17 protein-coding genes are annotated in these 18,983 nt (G+C 72.3%); 5 read left to right on the forward strand and 12 right to left on the reverse strand.

Going from position 1 to position 18,983, the window contains the following annotated elements:
- Positions 1-49: 49 nt before the first annotated feature.
- The 4 genes from ACFC0D_RS26895 to lipB all read right to left on the reverse strand — a co-directional run bounded on the left by ACFC0D_RS26895 (position 50) and on the right by lipB (position 3,126).
- Complete coding sequence (locus tag ACFC0D_RS26895) at positions 50-754, reverse strand: DUF4191 domain-containing protein (protein WP_376440925.1); 705 nt, start codon at positions 752-754, stop codon at positions 50-52.
- A gap of 10 nt (positions 755-764) precedes the next feature.
- A complete protein-coding gene (locus ACFC0D_RS26900) occupies positions 765-977 on the reverse strand; it encodes a hypothetical protein (protein WP_329121351.1) in 213 nt (70 codons plus the stop codon).
- Between the two features lie 267 nt (positions 978-1,244).
- The gene (lipA, locus tag ACFC0D_RS26905) at positions 1,245-2,210 is read right to left on the reverse strand and encodes a lipoyl synthase (protein ID WP_376440928.1); all 966 of its coding nucleotides are present in this window, start codon (positions 2,208-2,210) and stop codon (positions 1,245-1,247) included.
- A gap of 106 nt (positions 2,211-2,316) precedes the next feature.
- Positions 2,317-3,126: a lipoyl(octanoyl) transferase LipB gene (gene lipB / locus ACFC0D_RS26910; protein WP_376440930.1), complete on the reverse strand. Its 810-nt coding sequence runs from the start codon at positions 3,124-3,126 to the stop codon at positions 2,317-2,319.
- Positions 3,127-3,425: 299 nt separating this feature from the next.
- On the opposite strand from lipB, the gene ACFC0D_RS26915 reads away from it, so the two are divergent.
- Positions 3,426-5,018 carry a regulator gene (locus tag ACFC0D_RS26915; protein WP_376440932.1) on the forward strand — a complete coding sequence of 531 codons (1,593 nt, stop codon included), beginning with the start codon at positions 3,426-3,428 and terminating at the stop codon, positions 5,016-5,018.
- A gap of 28 nt (positions 5,019-5,046) precedes the next feature.
- On the opposite strand, the gene ACFC0D_RS26920 is transcribed toward ACFC0D_RS26915, so the two are convergent.
- The gene (locus ACFC0D_RS26920) at positions 5,047-6,459 is read right to left on the reverse strand and encodes an NAD(P)/FAD-dependent oxidoreductase (protein ID WP_376440934.1); all 1,413 of its coding nucleotides are present in this window, start codon (positions 6,457-6,459) and stop codon (positions 5,047-5,049) included.
- A gap of 175 nt (positions 6,460-6,634) precedes the next feature.
- Positions 6,635-7,531 (reverse strand): TIGR01777 family oxidoreductase, encoded by an 897-nt coding sequence (locus ACFC0D_RS26925; RefSeq protein WP_376440937.1) that lies wholly within the window; start codon positions 7,529-7,531, stop codon positions 6,635-6,637.
- A gap of 46 nt (positions 7,532-7,577) precedes the next feature.
- On the opposite strand from ACFC0D_RS26925, the gene ACFC0D_RS26930 reads away from it, so the two are divergent.
- Positions 7,578-8,078 (forward strand): GNAT family N-acetyltransferase, encoded by a 501-nt coding sequence (locus ACFC0D_RS26930; RefSeq protein ID WP_376440939.1) that lies wholly within the window; start codon positions 7,578-7,580, stop codon positions 8,076-8,078.
- A gap of 93 nt (positions 8,079-8,171) precedes the next feature.
- Here the strand turns inward: ACFC0D_RS26930 and ACFC0D_RS26935 are convergent, their stop codons facing one another.
- A complete protein-coding gene (locus ACFC0D_RS26935) occupies positions 8,172-8,819 on the reverse strand; it encodes a TetR/AcrR family transcriptional regulator (RefSeq protein WP_376440941.1) in 648 nt (215 codons plus the stop codon).
- A 138-nt stretch (positions 8,820-8,957) separates the two neighbouring features.
- On the opposite strand from ACFC0D_RS26935, the gene ACFC0D_RS26940 reads away from it, so the two are divergent.
- Positions 8,958-9,743 carry an SDR family NAD(P)-dependent oxidoreductase gene (locus tag ACFC0D_RS26940; RefSeq protein WP_376440944.1) on the forward strand — a complete coding sequence of 262 codons (786 nt, stop codon included), beginning with the start codon at positions 8,958-8,960 and terminating at the stop codon, positions 9,741-9,743.
- Entirely contained in the window at positions 9,743-10,588 is an 846-nt protein-coding gene (locus ACFC0D_RS26945) for an SDR family NAD(P)-dependent oxidoreductase (protein ID WP_376440947.1), read from the forward strand. The genes ACFC0D_RS26940 and ACFC0D_RS26945 overlap by 1 nt, the downstream gene beginning before the upstream one ends.
- A 66-nt stretch (positions 10,589-10,654) precedes the next feature.
- Here the strand turns inward: ACFC0D_RS26945 and ACFC0D_RS26950 are convergent, their stop codons facing one another.
- Positions 10,655-11,173 (reverse strand): DUF4240 domain-containing protein, encoded by a 519-nt coding sequence (locus tag ACFC0D_RS26950; protein ID WP_376441025.1) that lies wholly within the window; start codon positions 11,171-11,173, stop codon positions 10,655-10,657.
- A gap of 99 nt (positions 11,174-11,272) precedes the next feature.
- Here ACFC0D_RS26950 and ACFC0D_RS26955 point away from each other — a divergent pair, with 99 nt between their 5' ends.
- On the forward strand, positions 11,273-12,190 hold the full coding sequence (locus ACFC0D_RS26955; protein WP_376440950.1) for an SDR family oxidoreductase: 918 nt from the start codon (positions 11,273-11,275) through the stop codon (positions 12,188-12,190).
- A gap of 104 nt (positions 12,191-12,294) precedes the next feature.
- Here ACFC0D_RS26955 and ACFC0D_RS26960 read toward each other — a convergent pair whose 3' ends face one another.
- The 4 genes from ACFC0D_RS26960 to sucB form a co-directional block, all read right to left on the reverse strand.
- Complete coding sequence (locus ACFC0D_RS26960; RefSeq protein WP_376440953.1) at positions 12,295-13,257, reverse strand: helix-turn-helix transcriptional regulator; 963 nt, start codon at positions 13,255-13,257, stop codon at positions 12,295-12,297.
- Positions 13,258-13,427: 170 nt separating this feature from the next.
- Complete coding sequence (gene aceE, locus ACFC0D_RS26965) at positions 13,428-16,133, reverse strand: pyruvate dehydrogenase (acetyl-transferring), homodimeric type (protein ID WP_376440956.1); 2,706 nt, start codon at positions 16,131-16,133, stop codon at positions 13,428-13,430.
- A 317-nt stretch (positions 16,134-16,450) separates the two neighbouring features.
- On the reverse strand, positions 16,451-17,074 hold the full coding sequence (locus tag ACFC0D_RS26970; protein WP_329121377.1) for a GntR family transcriptional regulator: 624 nt from the start codon (positions 17,072-17,074) through the stop codon (positions 16,451-16,453).
- Positions 17,075-17,191: 117 nt separating this feature from the next.
- Positions 17,192-18,964 carry a 2-oxoglutarate dehydrogenase, E2 component, dihydrolipoamide succinyltransferase gene (gene sucB / locus ACFC0D_RS26975; protein WP_376440959.1) on the reverse strand — a complete coding sequence of 591 codons (1,773 nt, stop codon included), beginning with the start codon at positions 18,962-18,964 and terminating at the stop codon, positions 17,192-17,194.
- Positions 18,965-18,983: the final 19 nt, after the last annotated feature.

The raw sequence follows: 18,983 nt of genomic DNA on the forward strand, positions 1-18,983 counted from the left end.
GCCCCGGAACCGATCGGTTCCGGGGCGCCCCTTCTTCTTGCAGAGATCGTCAGCGCATCTTTCCGCCGCGCGGCATCCGCATGCCCTTCGGCATCGGGCCCTTCGGCAGGGGCATGTTGCTCATCAGGTCGCCCATGGCGCGCAGCCGGTCGTTGGCCGCCGTCACCTGCGGGCCGGAGAGCACCCGCGGCAGCTTCAGCATGGTCGTACGGACCTTCTTCAGCGGCACCTGGCCCTCGCCGTTGCCGACGACGATGTCGGTCACCGGAACGTCCACGACGATCCGGGCCATCCGCTTCTTCTCGGCCGCGAGCAGCGACCGCAGGCCGTTCGGGTTGCCCTCGCCGACCAGCACGATGCCGGCCTTGCCGACCGCGCGGTGCACGACGTCCTGGTTCTTGTTCATCGCGACCGCCGGGGTCGTCGTCCAGCCGCGCCCGACGTTCTGCAGGACGGCGGCCGCCGCGCCGGGCTGCCCCTCCATCTGACCGAAGGCCGCGCGCTCGGCACGTCGTCCGAAGATGATCGCCATCGCCAGCAGCGCCAGGATGAAGCCCAGGATGCCCAGGTAGACCGGGTGCCCGATCAGGAAGCCGATCGCGAGGAGAACGCCGAGTACGACGATGCCCACGCCCGCGACGACAAGCCCGACCTTCGGGTCGGCCTTTCGGGTCATCTTGTACGTGAGGGCGATCTGCTTCAGTCGCCCCTGGTTCGCAGCGTCACCGCTGCCCGTGTTTGCAGTCCTCGCCATGTCCTGAAGTTTACGTGGCCCGAGAGGCGCGGCCAGCCACCGCCTCCATCACATGCTGGGCCTCGACCCGGTCCTTGGCCCGGCGGCGGTCCTCCAGGACGGAGGTCCAGGCGTTGCGGCGGGCGGTCCGCTGGCCGCTGCCGAGCAGCACGGCCTCCACGGCCCGCAGGGCATCGGTGACGGACGGGATCGCGGTGGCGCGGACGTGGGTCGCGGCCTGCATGACGGGGTCCTCCCTCAAGCATGGATGAGATGAGGTGGGGGGCTGAGCGTGAGATGTCGCTCGCGTTGTGGCGGTGTGTGAACTCAGGCTCACAGACTGGTGTTACCAGCGCATGACTCGGTGGTCAAACACTGATGAAACGTTGATGCGGCCATCCGTACGAACCCGTGAACGCCGACGCGGCCCGTACGCACCCCCTGACCTGCGGGGGCGTACGGGCCGCGACGAATTCGGCCACTACTGGCCGGTAACTACTTGTGCTTGGATTCACACGGTCGGCGTGGTCACCGTCTCGCCGCGCTTCTCCATCGCCTGCTGGTACAGCCGGCCGGCCCGGTACGAGGAGCGGACCAGCGGGCCCGACATCACACCGGAGAAGCCGATCTCGTCGGCCTCCTCCTTGAGCTCCACGAACTCATGCGGCTTCACCCAGCGCTCCACGGGGTGGTGGCGTACCGACGGGCGCAGGTACTGCGTGATCGTGATGAGCTCGCAACCGGCGGCGTGCAGCTGCTGCAGCGCCTCGCTGATCTCCTCGCGGGTCTCGCCCATGCCCAGGATCAGGTTCGACTTCGTGACCAGACCGTAGTCACGGGCCTTCGTGATGACGTCCAGCGAGCGCTCGTAGCGGAAGCCGGGGCGGATCCGCTTGAAGATCCGCGGCACCGTCTCGACGTTGTGCGCGAAGACCTCGGGGCGGGAGGCGAAGACCTCCGCCAGGAGCTCCGGCACCGCGTTGAAGTCGGGGGCGAGCAGCTCGACCTTCGTACGGCCGTCGGCGCGGCCCGCGGTCTGCTCGTGGATCTGGCGCACGGTCTCCGCGTACAGCCAGGCGCCGCCGTCCTCCAGGTCGTCGCGCGCGACGCCGGTGATGGTGGCGTAGTTCAGGTCCATCGTGACGACCGACTCGCCGACACGGCGGGGCTCGTCACGGTCCAGCGCCTCGGGCTTGCCCGTGTCGATCTGGCAGAAGTCGCAGCGCCGCGTGCACTGGTCACCGCCGATGAGGAAGGTGGCCTCGCGGTCCTCCCAGCACTCGAAGATGTTGGGACAGCCCGCCTCCTGGCAGACCGTGTGCAGCCCCTCGCTCTTCACGAGGCTCTGCATCTTCGTGTACTCGGGGCCCATCTTCGCCCGGGTCTTGATCCACTCGGGCTTGCGCTCGATGGGGGTCTGGGCGTTACGGACCTCAAGGCGCAGCATCTTGCGTCCGTCGGGTGCGACTGCGGACACGACCGGCTCCCTGTAGCTTCGATTCTTCGGCGCACACCAGGGTACGCCCGTTGTTCATGCGGTTTTGTTTACGCCTGGGCAACCTATGGCCAGAGCCCGGCATTCCCTAGGCGTTCGCCTCTACGGGAGAGGTCTCGATCTCGCGCGGCTTCAGCTCCGCGTTCTCCAGGACCGCCCGCAGGTGCTTCTCGACCACCGGCAGGACTTCCTCGATGGTGACGTCCCGACCGAGCTCGCTCGCCAGCGAGGCCACGCCGGCGTCCCGGATCCCGCAGGGGATGATCCGGTCGAACCAGGCGTTGTCCGGGTTCACGTTCAGGGCGAAGCCGTGCATCGTGACGCCCTTGGCGACCCGGATGCCGATCGCCGCCAGCTTGCGGTCCTCGCGGCGCTGCCCGGCGTTGGACGGGGCGTACTCCGGGCCGTTGAGGCGGGGGTCGAACTCCGGGTCGGTGAGGCGCGGGTCGAAGTCCAGCGAGAGTCCGCCGAGCGACGGGCGCTGTTCCACCGGATCGCCCAGCACCCAGACACCGCTGCGGCCCTCGATCCGGGTGGTCTCCACGCCGAACTCGGCGGCGGTGCGGATCAGCGCGTCCTCCAGACGACGGACGTGCGCGACGACGTCGACCGGGCGGGGCAGCTTCATGATCGGGTAGCCGACGAGCTGGCCCGGGCCGTGCCAGGTGATCTTTCCGCCGCGGTCCACGTCGACGACCGGTGTCCCGTCCAGGGGGCGCTCGCTCTCCTCCGTGCGCCGGCCCGCCGTGTACACGGGCGGGTGCTCCAGGAGCAGACAGGTGTCGGTGATCTCGTCGGCGAACCGGGCGGCGTGCACCTCGCGCTGCTTGTCCCAGGCCACCTGGTACTCGACGGCGTCGTCGCCGAAGCCCAGACGGACGAATCGCAGCTCACTCACGGCAGTGCCTCCTCCTGGGTACCGGTGCCGGGTTCCGGGGATCGTCCCGGGGCCGGCTCGGCACCATGCGTCATTCGCGCCCATGCCACTGTACGGCCGCCCGGCGGAAAGCCGTCCGGCAGGTGCGGAGGGCCGCGACGAGGGCGTTTGCGTCAGCGACGTCTCGGATCCTCACACGATCGGATGAATGTGGGGCGAAGGAGGCGGTATAGGCAGTGGGGGCCGCTAAATTCACGCCGTTCCATGAGGGTCCATACGGGCTCGCTCCGGGGCCCGGAAGGCAGGAGACCGCACAGCTGATGACGGAACGACCCCCGCAGCGCATCCCGAACCGCCAGCTCGCCGCGCTCATCGCCGAAGCCGGGTTCTCCAACGCGGGTCTGGCCAGGAGGGTGGACCAGCTCGGCCTGGAGCACGGACTCGACCTGCGGTACGACAAGACCTCCGTGACCCGTTGGCTGCGCGGTCAGCAGCCGCGGGGCACCACCCCCGCACTGATCGCCGAGGTCTTCACCCGGCGCCTGGGTCGTCGTCTCTCCGCGCAGGACCTCGGTCTGGACGCCTGCGCCCCCGTCTACGCGGGGCTGGAGTTCGCGGCGACGCCCGAGGAGGCGGTCGACATCGTCAGCGGGCTGTGGCGGAAGGACTCCGGCAGCCATGCCGAACTCCGCAAGATCGCCTTCACCCCGGCCGGGCTCGTGGTCCCCAGCCGCGACTGGCTGATCGGCCGGGCGGACGACCGGGTCGCGCGGGGGGACATCGCGGCACCCAACGGCCGTCCCGGCCCGGAGGGTCGGCTCGGCCAGGACGGCCGCCTCGGCCCGGACGGGCGGCTCGCGACGGAGGCCCGCCACGGCGCCGAGGCGCGTCCGGGCGGGGACGGCGGACGGCTCGCCACCGAAGCGCGCCGCCCGGTCCAGGACCCCCGGGTCCCGCAGCAGGGCAGGGTCTCCGTCCCTCGCCAGCGGGGCACCGACCGGGGCCCCGGGCAGCGGGTCTCCAGCGGTGACATCGCCGCACTGCGCTCCGTCGGCGAGCTCTTCCGCACCCTCGACCACGCCTACGGCGGCGGTCACGCCCGCCAGGCCCTCGTCCGCTACCTGGAGCACGAGGCCGAGCCGATGCTGCGCGGCACGTACGGCGAGTCCGTCGGACGGCGGCTCTTCGCCGCGGCCGCCGACCTGACGAGGCTGGCCGGCTGGACCTCGTACGACATCGCCGCCCACGGCCTGGCCCAGCGCTACTTCGTCCAGGCGCTGCGGCTTGCTCAGGCGGCGGGGGACCGCGCGTACGGCTCGTACGTCCTGATCACCATGAGCCGGCAGGCGGTGTACCTCGGCCACGGGCGCGAGGCCGTGCAGCTGGCGCGCGTCGCCCAGCAGGGCGTGGGCTCCTCCGCGCCGCCCGTCGTCCAGGCGCTGCTGCACGCGGTGGAGGCCCGGGGGCACGGGGTGCTCGGCGAGGCGCGGGCGTGCAGCGCGTCGCTCGCCCGTGCCGAGCGGGCCCTGGAGGCGGCCCGGCCGGGCGACGACGTGCCGTACTGGGCGCGGCCCTTCGACGAGGCGCAGCTCGCCGACGAGTTCGGGCACTGCCACCGGGACCTCCAGCAGTACCGCCCCGCGGCCCAGCACGCCGAACGCTCCCTGCAGCTGCGCGCCCCCGGCTTCGCCCGCAGCCGCCTCTTCTGCCGCGTGGTCCTCGCCTCGGCCCGGCTCGGCCTCGGCGAGCTTGACCAGGCGTGCGCGCTGGGCGCGGAGGCGGCGCAGCAGGCGTCCGAGATGCGCTCGGCGCGGGCGGTGGAGTACGTACGCGACTTCGAACGCCGCCTGGAGCCGTACCGCGACGCGGCGGCGGTCCGCACGTACCGCGACCGCGTGGCAGCAATCGGCTGACCCGGCGGGCCCACACGGGGGCCGGGGTTCAGGCCGCCTCCGTCGTCGACTCCTCCACCGCACGGACCCCCAGGTCTCCCAGGACCGCCTGGGCCGCGCGGCGGCCCGAGGACAGGGCGCCCTGGGGCGTGGACGTGTCGCGGTGGTCGCCGCAGACGTACAGGCCCGCGAGCAGCCGGACCGGCCGGCGCGGGTCGTGCGGCGGCGGCATCGCCGGAACCGCGTCAGGGGTGTGATGGAGCGCCAGCAGCTCCCACTCGTCCGTAGACGTGCCGTACAGCGTCGCGAGGTGCTTGCGGACCCGCCGCTCGGTGTCGTCCGGCGGAGTGCCCAGGACCGTCGAGGTGACGAGCACCCGGCCCGCCGGGGCCCGCGTGGGATCGACCGCGCTCATCACCGCCGTGTGCGCGACCGGGCCCCCCGGGTCGGACTCCAGGAGCAGCAGCGGATCGGGCGTCGGCGCGGCCGGAGCGGTGTGGTGCAGCACGGTGACCGGGTGGAAGGCGGGGGTCCGCAGCCCGGGCAGCAGCTCGGCGGCGGTGCGGGCGCCCGTCGCCAGCACCACCGAGCGGCACCGGAACACCCCGTGCTCCGCCGTCGCGACCCGGTCGACCGCGATGTCCGTGACCCGGACGCCCGTACGGACCGTGCCGGACGGCAGCGTCGCGGCCAGCAGGTCGGGCAGCGCCGCCGAGCCGCCCTGCGGCACGCACAACCGTCCCCGGGCGAACGCGCGCAGCGCCAGATCCGCCCAGCGGCTGGAGGTGGTGAGGTCGGGGTCGCCGAGCAGCGCGGCGATCAGCGGCCGCAGCACCCCCTGGACGGTACGGGCCGGCAGCCGGGCCGTCAGGGCCTCGCGCGCGGCCCGCTCCGGACGGGTCAGCAGCCGCTGCGCCGGTGTGGCCGCGAGCCGCGCCAGCGAGGCGCCGAGACGCGCCTGGTCGAGCGAGGCGGCCGGATGGCGCGGGGCGCTCGCAAGGGCGCGCGCCACCGTGAAAGCTCCCCCTACGCGCCGGGGCGGCTGGGGGGACCCCCAACCCACGCCCCGAGGACCCTGCGCGGACCCCCTCGCCGTACCCCGGGCCCCCCGCGCGACCCCCACGCGCCAGGGCGCGTGCGGGAACGGTTCGCCGACCCTGACGTACCGTCCGTCGCTGTGCACCAGAGCCCCCGGTGCGAACGGCCGCAGCGCCACCCCGCCCAGACCGGGCGTGCGGCACAGTTCGGCGTACGAGGCGGTCAGCAGCGGTCCGACCCGGTCGAGCCGGAAGCCGTCGACGTCGTCCGTGGTCATCCGGCCGCCGACCCGCGGCCCGGCCTCCAGGACCGTGACGCCGATTCCGGCGCTGGTCAGCCGGTGGGCGGCCGCGAGCCCCGCGATCCCGGCTCCCACGACGACGACGTCCGTGACGGCGTCCGAATGGCGTGCGGTACTGAGCACGTGCCCCTCCCCAGGTCGGCGCGGCTGGTGGGGTGCCTATGCCCCCAACAGACCCCAGGAATGCCCGCGTTCGCATTCAGGGCCTGCCAGCCTAGGCAGCGCTCCCACGGGTGCCAGCCGCGCGCGGCGGGGTGCACGAAGCACGGGCCGCACCCGCCGTGCTCCCCGCCCGTGGTCAGGCGGCGGCGCGGATCGCCTCGTCGATCGTGGGGAAGGCGAACCGGAACCCGGACTCCGACAACCGGCCCGGCAGCACCCGCTGACTGCCCAGCACATCCTGGGCGAAGTCCCCGAGTACGAGCCTGAGCGCCGGCGCGGGGACCGCGCAGACCGTGGGACGGCGCAGCACACGGCCCATCGCCGCCGTCACCTCGCGGTTGGTGACCGGCTCGGGGGCCGTCAGATTCACCGGGCCCGAGAGGGAGTCGGTCTCGATCAGATGCCGCAGGGCGGCCACCTCGTCGTGCAGCGAGATGAAGCTCCAGTACTGGCGGCCATCGCCCATCCGGCCACCCACACCGGCACGGAAGACCGGGAAGAGCCGGCCCCACGCCCCGCCCTCGCGGGCCACCACCAGACCCGTGCGGGCGTACGCGACCCGGATACCGGCCTCCTCGGCGGGGGCCGCCGCGGCCTCCCACTCCACGCACACCGACGGCAGGAAACCCTCGCCCGCGGGTGCGCTCTCGTCCACGGCGCGCGAGCCGGTGTCGCCGTAGTAGCCCAACGCCGTGCCGCACACCAGGACCTTCGGCGGATCGGCGAGCGAGGCGAGGGCCTGGGAGATCGCCGTCGTACCGCGTACGCGGCTGTCGCGGATCTCCTTCTTGTACGCCTCGTTCCAGCGGCGCTCACCGACGCCGGCGCCCGCCAGATGCACGACCGCGTCGACGCCGACGAGCCCCGCCGCGTCCACGTACAGCCGCGCCGGGTCCCACTCGACCTCGTCCGCGGTCCGGGCGGGCCGCCGTACCAGCCGGAGCACCTGATGACCGTCGGCGCGCAGCGAGCGCACCAGAGCGGAGCCGATGAGTCCGGAGGCGCCGGTGACCGCGATTCGGGAGCGTTGCATGGGGACATCCTGCCCTCCCCGGTCCGCACATGGCACAGTTGCCGACATGATCGCGCCGGAGACGCACATACGACGGGCCCTTCCCGCCGACGAGAACGCTCTCGGGGAGCTGGACCGCGCCACCTGGTCGCCGCTGCACGCCGTGATGCCCGCACCGGAACCCCCGTACGAACCGTTCTTCGACGAACGGCACCGGCCCGAGGACTATCTGGTCGCGGAGCAGGGGCAGACCGTCGTCGGCTATCTGCGGCTCGTGCCGCCCACCCCGCTCGCCTGCAACGCGCACGTCCGCCAGATCCAGGGCCTCGCCGTCGCCGAGAGCGCCCGCGGCCGGGGCGTGGCCCGCGCGCTGCTGCGCGCCGCCATGGAGGAGACCCGGCGGCAGGGCGGCACCCGGCTCACCCTGCGCGTCCTCGGCCACAACAAGCCCGCCCGCGCCCTCTACGCCTCCGAGGGCTTCGTGGTCGAGGGCGTCCTGCCCGGCGAGTTCTTCCTGGACGGCGCGTACGTCGACGACGTCCTGATGGGCCGCGCGGTCACGCCGTAGGCGCTGTCCGGCGGATCATGGCCGAGCCCTGGGGGCGTGCGGCGGATCATGGCCGAGGCCTGGGGTGCCCGCGGATCATGGCCGGACTTCCCCCTAGGGGCGCCCGGCCTCCCGGGGTGTCAACGGGGCCATCCCGCCCATGAGTTCGCGCAGGCACCGCACCGCCAGCTCGGCCGGTGCCCCCTTGCCCCGTACCGGCGCGTCCGTCTCCGCCCATGCCTCCAGGGCCACCCGGATCGCGTCGGTGGCCGCCGCCGCCGCGAGCCGTACCTCCAGCGGGTCGGCGTCCGGGCCGGCCAGCTGGGCCACCACGGCCAGCAGCTTCTCCTCCGACTCCTGGTTGACCCGGTACCAGACCGCCCGCAGCGCCGGGTCCGTGGCGGCCGCGCGCAGCAGCCCCCGCGTCCATCGCAGCCCCTCCGCGGCCTCGTCGTCGGCCGCCGCGAGCGCCTCCCTGATCGACCGCTCCAGCGCGGTCGGCACGGTCGAACCCGGCTCCGCCGCCGCGAGCGACTCACGCCAGCGGTCCGCGCCGCCCGCCAGGAGCGGGGCGACGGCGTCCTGCTTGGAGCGGAAGTAGCGGTAGAAGGTCCGCAGCGCGACCCCGGCGCGCAGGGCGATGTCCTCGGCCGTGGTGCCGTCCGGGCCGCGCTCGGTGAAGAGCTCGGCGGCGGCCCGGGCGATGTCGAGCTGGGTGGCGGCCTTGCGGCGCTCCGTCAGGGAGGGGGGCTTGGTGCTCACCGTACGAAGGGTACGCCCCGCCTCTGCCGACCATGCATTTCATGCAGATGTGGCAAAACGTGCCACATGGACGTACGGTGTCCGTACATCGTGAGGCTCGCCACCGAGAGCCCTCGTCGTCGAGAGGTCGGACAGGACATGAACCGCTACGAAGGACGCCGCGCACTGGTCACCGGTGGCGGCTCGGGCATCGGCCAGGCCACCGTGCTGCGCATACTCGCCGAGGGCGGCAGCGTCGTCGCCGCGGACATCAGCGAGGAGGGCCTGAAGGACACCGTCGCCAAGGCGGACGCGGCCGACGGCCGACTGACCACCGTCGTCCTGGACGTCGCCGACGAGGCCTCGGTGCGCGCGGCCGTCGCCACCGCCGTCGGGACGCTGGGCGGCCTGGACGTCCTGGTCAACGCGGCGGGCATCCTGCGCTCCTCGCACACCCACGAGACCAGCCTCGACTCCTTCGAGCAGGTCCTCCGGACCAACCTGACCGGCACCTTCCTGGTGATCCGCGAGGCGATCCCCGCGCTCCTGGAGGGCAACGGCTCCGCCGTGGTCAACTTCTCCTCCACCTCGGCGATGTTCGCCCACCCGTACATGGCCGCCTACGCGGCCAGCAAGGGCGGCATCCAGTCCATGACCCACGCCCTCGCCGCCGAGTACGCCAAGCAGGGCATCCGCTTCACCGCCGTCCAGCCCGGCTCCATCTCCTCCGGCATGACCGACGGCACCGGCGCCAGCCGCCGGTCCGTCGGCCCCGGCCTGCCCGAGGACACCGACTGGTCCCTCTTCGCCAAGCTCGCCCCCGCCCTCGGCCAGGGCTTCGCCGGACCGGAGACCGTCGCCGGCGTCGTGGCCATGCTGGCGAGCGAGGACGGGAAGTTCATTACCGGCACCGAGGTCCGCGTCGACGGCGGGACCCACTTCTGATGTCCTCCCTCGCCGCACGTGTCTTCGGCGGCCGGACCGCCGTCATCACCGGCGCCTCCTCCGGCATCGGCGCCGGGCTCGCCCGCCACGCCGCCGCACTCGGCATGAAACTGGTGCTCGCCGACATCGCCGCCGAACGCCTCGCCGCCTTCGCCGACGAGCTGCGCGCGACCGACACCCGGCCCGAGGTCGAGACCGTCGTCACCGACGTCGCCGACCCGGCCTCCGTCGACGCCCTCGCCGACCACGCGTACACCCGCTTCGGCGCCGTCGACCTGCTGGTCAACAACGCCGGGATCATGGCCATGGGTTACTCCTGGGAGATCCCCGCCGACCGCTGGGACGCGATGCTCCGGGTCAACATCGGCGGCTACGTCAACGGCATCCGCTCCTTCGTCCCACGGATGCTGGAGCGCGGCGAGCGGGCCTGGGTGGTGAACGTGTCCTCCATCGGCGGCCTGCTGCCCAGCCCGCTGATGGCGCCGTACAGCGCGACCAAGTTCGGCGCGCTGGCGCTGACCGAGTCGCTGCACTACGAGATGCGGATGAAGGGTGCCCCGATCCAGGTGTCCGTGGTGACCCCCGGCGCCGTCAAGAGCGAGATCTTCCGGGCGGCCCGCCCCGGCGCGGACGAAGCGCCCGAGGTCACGGGGTTCGCCGAGCGGCTGCAGACGCTCAGCGACGAGCACGGGCTGACGCCGGAGGAGCACGCCGAGCGGGTCTTCGCGCAGGTCGCGGAGGGGAAGTACTGGGTGGTCCCGCAGCCCGACACCCTCCACGAGGCGCTCCCCGCGCGGACGGACATGATCCTCGGCCAGGTGGACCCCGAGCTGCGGCTCGGCTGACGGACCGGTACGGACCTCGGGGTGGGGACGGTCCCCCGGGTCCGTACCTTCCATGGAGCCCGCGGCCTAGGCGCCGAAGCGCTCCCACAACCGTGGATAGCGCGCCGCGAGCGCGGCGTCGTCCTCCAGGTCGAACGCCACGCCCTCCGGCTCCGCCGGCTGCGGCGGAATCCCCAGATCCGGCGCCTCCGCGCCCGTGAGCTGCTCGTACGCCTCGTCGGCGGCGAAGCCCAACTCCTCGCCGTCCCCGTCGATCTCCTCGTCGAAGTCGACCAGCAGCTCGGCCAGCGCGTCGGGTTCGTGCACCGCGCCCTCGAAGACCTCCCGGCCCTGCCCGATCAGCCAGCACCGGAAGTAGTCGAAGCCGTCGTCGCCCGCCCCGTCGAGCAGCACCGCGGCCGCGCCCCACAGATCCCAGCGGTACGCGCGGTTGTAGCGGGCCTCGAAGTGGCGGGCGAAGTCGAGCACGGAGTCGGGGTCGAGCTGCAGCAGCCGCTCGACGAGCAGGTCGGCGTGTTCCTCGGGGTCGCCCTCGGCGGCCTCGCGGGTGGAGTCGATGATCTCCCAGAACTCCGTCTCGTCCATCACGGACCAAGCATCGACCTTGGGGGAGGGCGACGCACCCGGAAACGACCAAAATGAAACCGGACAGGAGATGTCGTACTTTCCTGTCACGCTCGTTCCATGGAGACGGAAACGAAGCCGCTCAGCGGCAGGATCGCACTGGTCGCGGGCGCGACGCGGGGCGCCGGACGGGCCATCGCGGTGGAGCTCGGCGCGGCGGGTGCCACCGTGTACGTGACCGGGCGCACCACCCGGGAGAAGGTCAGCGAGGTCGGCCGTACGACCGAGACCATCGAGCAGACGGCCGAGCTGGTGACGGCGGCGGGCGGCGAGGGCGTCGCCGTTCCCACCGACCATCTGGAGATCGACCAGGTCCGTGCGCTCGTCGAAAGGATCGACAAGGAGCAGGGCCGGCTCGACGTCCTGGTGAACGACGTCTGGGGCGGCGAGCACCTGATCGAGTTCGACAAGAAGGTCTGGGAGACCGATCTGACGGGCGGGCTGCGGATGCTGGAGCTCGGCGTGAAGACGCACGCGATCACCTCCCGCCTGGCGCTGCCCCTGCTGATCAGGAACCCCGGCGGCCTGGTCGTCGAGATGACCGACGGCACGGCCGAGTACAACACCCGCTTCCGGAACAACTTCTTCTACGACCTCGCCAAGACCGCGCCCCTCCGGATGGCGTTCGCGCTCGCCCACGACCTCGAGAGCGTGGGCGGCACCGCCGTCGCGCTCACACCGGGCTGGCTGCGGTCCGAGCAGATGCTCGCCGCGTTCGGCGTCACGGAGGAGAACTGGCGCGACGCGGTCGAGAGGATCCCCGGCTTCGCCATCGCCGAGTCGCCGGTGTACGTCGGCAGGGCGGTGGCGGCGCTCGCCGCCGACCCCGAACGGGCCCGCTGGAACGGCCGGTCGCTCGACAGCGGCCGGCTCGCGAAGGAGTACGGCTTCACGGACGCCGACGGCTCCCAGCCGGACGCGTGGGGCTTCATGATCGCGGGCGAGACGGGGGATCCGGACGTGGCGGACTACCGCTAGGGCGCGGGGGCGCGCGTGCGCGCGTCACGGGGGTGGGGGCGGCCGCCGGTTTCGGGCCGCCCGCGGGCGGTCAGGGACCGTGGACCCAGGCCGCCCGCCCCCGTTCAGTCGTAGAGCGCTCCGAGACCCCGTGCCGCCTCCGTGAAGCGGGCTCGCAGGGGAGCTGGAGCGAGGATCTCCGCCTCCGGGCCGAGAGCGAGCAGCTGGCTGAAGGCGACCTCCTCGTTCTCCACGCGGAGCGTCACCGTCACCCGGCCCTCGGCGTCCTCCGCGCCCGCCGCCAGCGCCTCCTCGGCCGCCGCGCGGTCCGTCGCGTACGGCAGTCGGCGCGCCCCCGCCTCCGAGAGCCGGAGCACGACCTCGGCGCGCAGGATCGACCGGGCGAACTCCGCGGCCCGCTCCGCCCAGAAGGCCGGCAGGTCGAACGCCTCGTCCCGTTCGAAACGCTCCTCGCCGACGGCCACGGCCGCGAAGCGGTCCACCCGGTAGGTACGGAACGCCGTGCCCGAACACGCGCACAGGTACCAGACCCCGGCCTTGAGAACCAGGCCGTACGGTGCCAGCTCGCGCTCCACCTCGGTGTCCCCGCGCCGGTAGCGGGCAGAGATCGACCGGTCGTCCCAGACCGCTTCCGCGATCGGGGCGAGCAACTCGGGCGTCTCCGGCTCCTGGTACCAGCCGGGGGCGTCCAGATGGAAGCGCTGGGCCGCCGACTCCGGGGCGTCGCGCAGCGAGGGCAGCAGCGCCGCGGACACCTTCAGACGGGCCGCCGACGCCGCGTCGTCGAGCCCCATGTCCCGCAGCGCGCCCGGCAGCCCGGACAGGAACAGCGCCTCGGCCTCGCCGCGCGCCAGGCCCGTCAGACGGGTGCGGTACCCGCCGATCAGCCGGTAGCCACCTGCCCGACCCCGGTCCGCATACACCGGAACCCCCGCCTCGGAGAGGGCGAGGGCATCACGGGTGATGGTCCGTTCGGACACCTCCAGCTCCTCGGCCAGTTCGGCCGCCGTCATCGACGGACGGGACTGGAGCAGCAGGACCATCTTGATCAGCCGGGCGGCACGCATGACCCCATCATGCGTGCCCGCACCGACGCTTCAAGGCTCGGTTCGCCTCCGGGCGCCCTCAGCGTGTGTCGACGGTCGATCGTGCTCGGTTCCTCGTTCCTCGGAACCTGCGCGCGTTCTCCCTTTCGACACCCGCGGGCGCCCTTCGGCTCACTCGCCGTCGGACCTCGTCAGAGGCCGTAGCGCTCGCGCGCCTCCTTCACGGCCGAGGCCGGAACCTCGCCGCGGCGGGCGAGCTGGGCGAGGGCCGCGACCACGATCGACTGCGCGTCGACACCGAAGTGGCGGCGGGCCGCCTCGCGGGTGTCGGAGAGGCCGAAGCCGTCCGCACCGAGCGAGGACCAGTCCTGCTCGACCCACTGGGCGATCTGGTCGGGGACCTGACGCATGTAGTCCGACACCGCGAGGACCGGGGACTCCACGCCCTCCAGCGCCTGGCGGACGTACGGGACCCGCTCCTCGCCGCGCAGCAGCGCCGCGTCGGCCTCCAGCGCGTCGCGCCGCAGCTCCGTCCACGAGGTCGCGGACCACACGTCGGCGCCCACGCCCCACTCGGCGGCGAGCAGCTTCTGCGCCTCCAGCGCCCAGTGGATGGCCGTACCGGAGGAGAGCAGCTGGATCCGCGAGGCGTCCGTCGGCAGGTCCAGGCCGGCCGACTCCGCCGTGTTGAAGCGGTACAGGCCCTTGATGATGCCCTCGTCGGCACCGGCCGGCTTGGCCGGCTGCGGCATCGGCTCGTTGTAGACCGTGAGGTAGTAGAAGACGTTCTGGTCCTCGCCCTCGGCGGCCTCGCCGTACATCCGGCGCAGACCCTCCTTGACGATCGCCGCGACCTCGTAGGCGAACGCCGGGTCGTACGACAGCGCCGCCGGGTTGGTGGCCGCGATCATCGGGGAGTGGCCGTCCGCGTGCTGGAGGCCCTCACCGGTCAGCGTCGTACGGCCCGCGGTGGCGCCGACGAGGAAGCCACGGCCGAGCTGGTCGCCGAGCTGCCACATCTGGTCGGCGGTGCGCTGCCAGCCGAACATCGAGTAGAAGATGTAGAAGGGGATCATCGCCTCGCCGTGCGTCGCGTACGACGACGAAGCGGCGATGAAGTCCGCCATCGAGCCGGCCTCGGTGATCCCCTCGTTGAGGATCTGGCCGTTGACGGCCTCCTTGTAGTACATCAGCTGGTCGCGGTCGACCGGCTCGTACGTCTGGCCCTTCGGCGAGTAGATGCCGAGCGACGGGAACAGCGACTCCATACCGAAGGTACGGGCCTCGTCCGGGACGATCGGGACCCAGCGCTTGCCGGTCTCCTTGTCGCGGATCAGGTCCTTCACGAGGCGGACGAACGCCATCGTGGTCGCCATCGACTGCGTGCCGGAGCCCTTGTCGAAGGCGGCGAACGCCTTCTCGGCCGGGGCCGGCAGCGGGGCGAGCGGCTGGACGCGACGGGCCGGGGCCGGGCCACCGAGGGCCGCCCGGCGCTCCTGGAGGTAGCGGACTTCCGGGGAGTCGGCGCCGGGGTGGCCGTAGGGCACCACGCCGTCGACGAACTGCGCGTCCGAGATCGGCAGGCCGAGCAGGTCGCGCATGTTCTTGAACTCGTCCACCGAGAGCTTCTTCATCTGGTGGTTCGCGTTCTTGGAGGCGAAGCCCTCGCCGAGGGTGAAGCCCTTGACGGTCTGCGCGAGGACGACCGTCGGCGCGCCCTTGAACTCCAGCGCGGCCTTGTACGCGGCGTAGACCTTGCGCGGCTCGTGGCCACCGCGCGAGAGGTGGAAGCACTCCAGGATCTTGTCGTCGCTCAGCAGCTGCGCCATCGCGACGAGCGCCGGGTCGGAGCCGAAGAAGTCCTGGCGGATGTAGGCGGCGTCGCGGGTCTGGTACGTCTGGACCTGCGCGTCCGGGACCTCGCGGAGGCGGCGGACGAGGGCGCCGGTCGTGTCGAGCGCGAACAGCTCGTCCCAGGCGCCGCCCCACAGCGACTTCACGACGTTCCAGCCGGCGCCGCGGAACTGGGCCTCCAGCTCCTGCACGATCTTGAAGTTGGCGCGGACCGGGCCGTCGAGGCGCTGCAGGTTGCAGTTGATGACGAAGGTCAGGTTGTCCAGACCCTCGCGGGCGGCGAGTGCGAGTGCCGCGGTCGACTCGGGCTCGTCCATCTCGCCGTCACCGAGGAACGCCCACACGTGCGAGGACGAGACGTCCTTGATACCGCGGTTGGTGAGGTAGCGGTTGAAGCGCGCCTGGTAGATGGCGGAGAGCGGGCCCAGACCCATGGAGACGGTCGGGAACTCCCACAGCCAGGGGAGGCGGCGCGGGTGCGGGTAGGAGGGGAGGCCGTTGCCGCCCGACTCCTGCCGGAAGTTGTCGAGGTGTGCCTCGTTGAGGCGGCCGTCGAGGAAGGCGCGGGCGTAGATGCCGGGGGAGGCGTGGCCCTGGATGTAGAGCTGGTCGCCGGAGCCGGCGGCGTCGCCGGACTCCTTGCCCTTGAAGAAGTGGTTGAAGCCGGTCTCGTAGAGCCAGGCGGCGGAGGCGAAGGTGGCGATGTGGCCGCCGACGCCGTGCTTGGCTCCGCGGGTGACCATGGCGGCCGCGTTCCAGCGGTTCCAGGCGGTGATCTTCCGCTCCATCTCCTCGTCGCCGTCGATGACGGGCTCCGCGGAGGTGGGGATGGAGTTGACGTAGTCCGTCTCCAGCAGCTTGGGCAGGGCGAGGCCCGCGCCCTCGGCGTGCTGCAGCGTGCGGCGCATCAGGTAGGCGGCCCGGTGCGGGCCGGCGGCCTTGGTGACGGCATCCAGGGAGGCCGCCCACTCGGCGGTCTCCTCGGTGTCACGGTCCGGGAGCTGGTCGAGCTCGCTCGGAATCTTGCCTACGGGATCGGTCATGATCGCCGCCTTCCGGACAGGTGGGGGTGGAGAAGGGGTGCCTTGTCTGGCAGGACAGGGCGAAGGGCCGGGTAGCGGCCCGCCGAAGACTGTAAGCCGCCGATCGATGATCGATCAAAGGGTTGAAGGAGAAAACCTCTTCAGATCGAGAAAGTCGGCACAGGGTGCCGCGAAAAGGGGCACCGGGTGCCTTGTTTTCGCAGGTGAGAGGGCGAATGAGAGGGGGGTCGCACGAATGAGCGGACCCACCGGGGGTGGGTCCGCTCAGGAGGTGCTCAGGAATCGATCGGGACGTACGCAGGAGGTACGAGGCTGATTCAGGCCCTCGGCGCGCAGCCGAGGACATGGGCCTTGACCAGGGCGCCGATGTTCGGATCGCCGCGGCGGAAGGCCTCCACGAGCTCCTGGTGCTCCTCCGCGTACGACTTCTGGACCGTGCCGAGCCAGCGGATCGACAGCGCCGTGAACACCTCGATGCCCAGGCCCTCCCAGGTGTGCAGCAGCACGCTGTTCCCCGCGGCCTTCACCAGCTCCCGGTGGAAGGCCACCGTGTGCCGCACCTGCGCCGTCCCGTCGGCCGTCCGGTCCGCCTCGTACAGGGCCGTCACATGCGGCTCCAGGGTCGAACAGTCGGCCGCGAGACGCGTCGCCGCCAGCTCCGCCGCGATCTGCTCCAGACCCGCCCGGACCGGGTAACTCTCCTCCAGGTCGGCCGCGGTGAGGTTCCGGACCCGTACGCCCTTGTTCGGCGACGACTCGATCAGCCGCAGCGACTCCAGCTCGCGCAGCGCCTCACGCACCGGCGTCTGGCTGACCTCCAGCTCCGTGGCGATACGGCGCTCGACGATCCGCTCGCCCGGCTTCCAGCGACCGCTGACGATGCCCTCCACGATGTGCTCGCGGATCTGTTCGCGCAGCGAGTGGACGACGGGCACGCTCATGAAGCCGCTCCTTAGGGACGCGTTGACACTCAAGACAATACGGCGGCGCCCCCACCCGGAAACACTTCCAGGTGGGGGCGCCGCAGGTGAGGCTTGTTACAGCTCAGTAGCTTGCGCTCACAGGCCGAGCTCGACCTCGAACTCGCCGGCCTCCAGGATCGCCTTGACGGCCGTCAGGTAACGGGCCGCGTCGGCGCCGTCCACCAGGCGGTGGTCGTAGGAGAGCGCGACGTACGTCATGTCGCGGATCGCGATCGTCTCACCCAGGTCAGGGTGGTTCACGACGACCGGACGACGGACCGTGGCACCGATGCCCAGGATGGCGACCTGGTTCGGGGGCACGATGATCGTGTCGAACAGCGCACCGCGCGAGCCGGTGTTGGAGATCGTGAAGGTCGCACCGGCGAGGTCGTCCGGCGTGATCTTGCTGGCGCGGACGGCGCCCGCGAGCTCCGCGGTCTTCTTGGCGATACCGGCGATGTTCAGGTCGCCCGCACCCTTGATGACCGGGGTCATCAGACCCTTCTCGGAGTCCACGGCGATGCCGATGTTCTCCGAGTCGAAGTACGTGATGGTGCCCTCGTCCTCGTTGATCCGGGCGTTGATGACCGGGTGGGCCTTCAGCGCCTGGGCCGCCGCCTTCACGAAGAACGGCATCGGGGACAGCTTGACGCCCTCACGGGCGGCGAAGGAGTTCTTCGCCTGGTTGCGCAGCTTCATCAGCTTGGTGATGTCGACCTCGACGACCGAGGTCAGCTGGGCCTGGCCGTGCAGCGCCTTCATCATGTTGTCGCCGATGACCTTGCGCATCCGCGTCATCTTGACGGTCTGACCGCGCAGCGGGGAGACCTCGAGGGCCGGGGCCTTCGACGCGGCCGGAGCGGCGGCGACGGGGGCCGGGGCGGCCTTCTTGGCCTCGGCGGCCGCGAGGACGTCCTGCTTGCGGATACGGCCGCCGACGCCGGTGCCCTTGACGGACGCCAGCTCGATGCCGTTCTCCGCGGCGAGCTTACGGACCAGCGGGGTCACGTAGGCGCCGTCCTCCGCCGGCTGTGCGGCGGCGGGGGCGGCCGGGGCCGGGGTGACCGGAGCCGGAGCGGCCACGGGGGCCGGAGCGGCGACCGGGGCGGCGGGCGCGACCGGAGCCGGAGCGGCGACCGGGGCGGCCGGAGCCACGGGGGCGGGGGCCGGAGCGGCCGGAGCCGGGGCGGCCGGGGCCGGAGCGGCGGCGGGGGCCGGAGCGGCAGCCGGGGCCGGGGCGGCCGGAGCGGCACCCGCGGCACCGATGACGGCGAGCTTGGCGCCGACCTCGGCGGTCTCGTCCTCGGCGACGACGATCTCCAGCAGGACACCCGAAGCCGGGGCCGGGATCTCGGTGTCGACCTTGTCCGTGGAGACCTCGAGCAGCGGCTCGTCGGCCTCGACGGTCTCGCCGACCGACTTCAGCCAGCGGGTGACGGTGCCCTCGGTGACCGACTCGCCGAGCGCCGGCAGGACCACGTCCGTACCGGTGGCGGCACCGGCCGGAGCCGCGGCGGGGGCCTCGGCCACGGGGGCCGGAGCGGCGGGGGCCTCGGCGACCGGCGCCGGAGCGGCCGGAGCGGCGGGGGCCTCGGCCGCGGCCGGAGCCGGGGCGGCGGCCGGCGCACCGGTGCCGTCGTCGATGATCGCCAGCTCGGCGCCGACCTCGACGGTCTCGTCCTCGGCGACCTTGATGGAGGCCAGGATGCCCGAGGCGGGGGCGGGGATCTCGGTGTCGACCTTGTCGGTCGAGACCTCGAGCAGCGGCTCGTCGGCCTCGACACGCTCACCCTCGGCCTTGAGCCAGCGGGTGACGGTGCCCTCGGTGACGCTCTCGCCGAGCGCCGGCAGGGTTACGGAAACCGACATGGTTTCAGTTGCTCCTAAC

The sequence above is a fragment of the Streptomyces sp. NPDC056222 genome, assembly GCF_042264065.1.
Classification (GTDB): Bacteria; Actinomycetota; Actinomycetes; order Streptomycetales; family Streptomycetaceae; genus Streptomyces.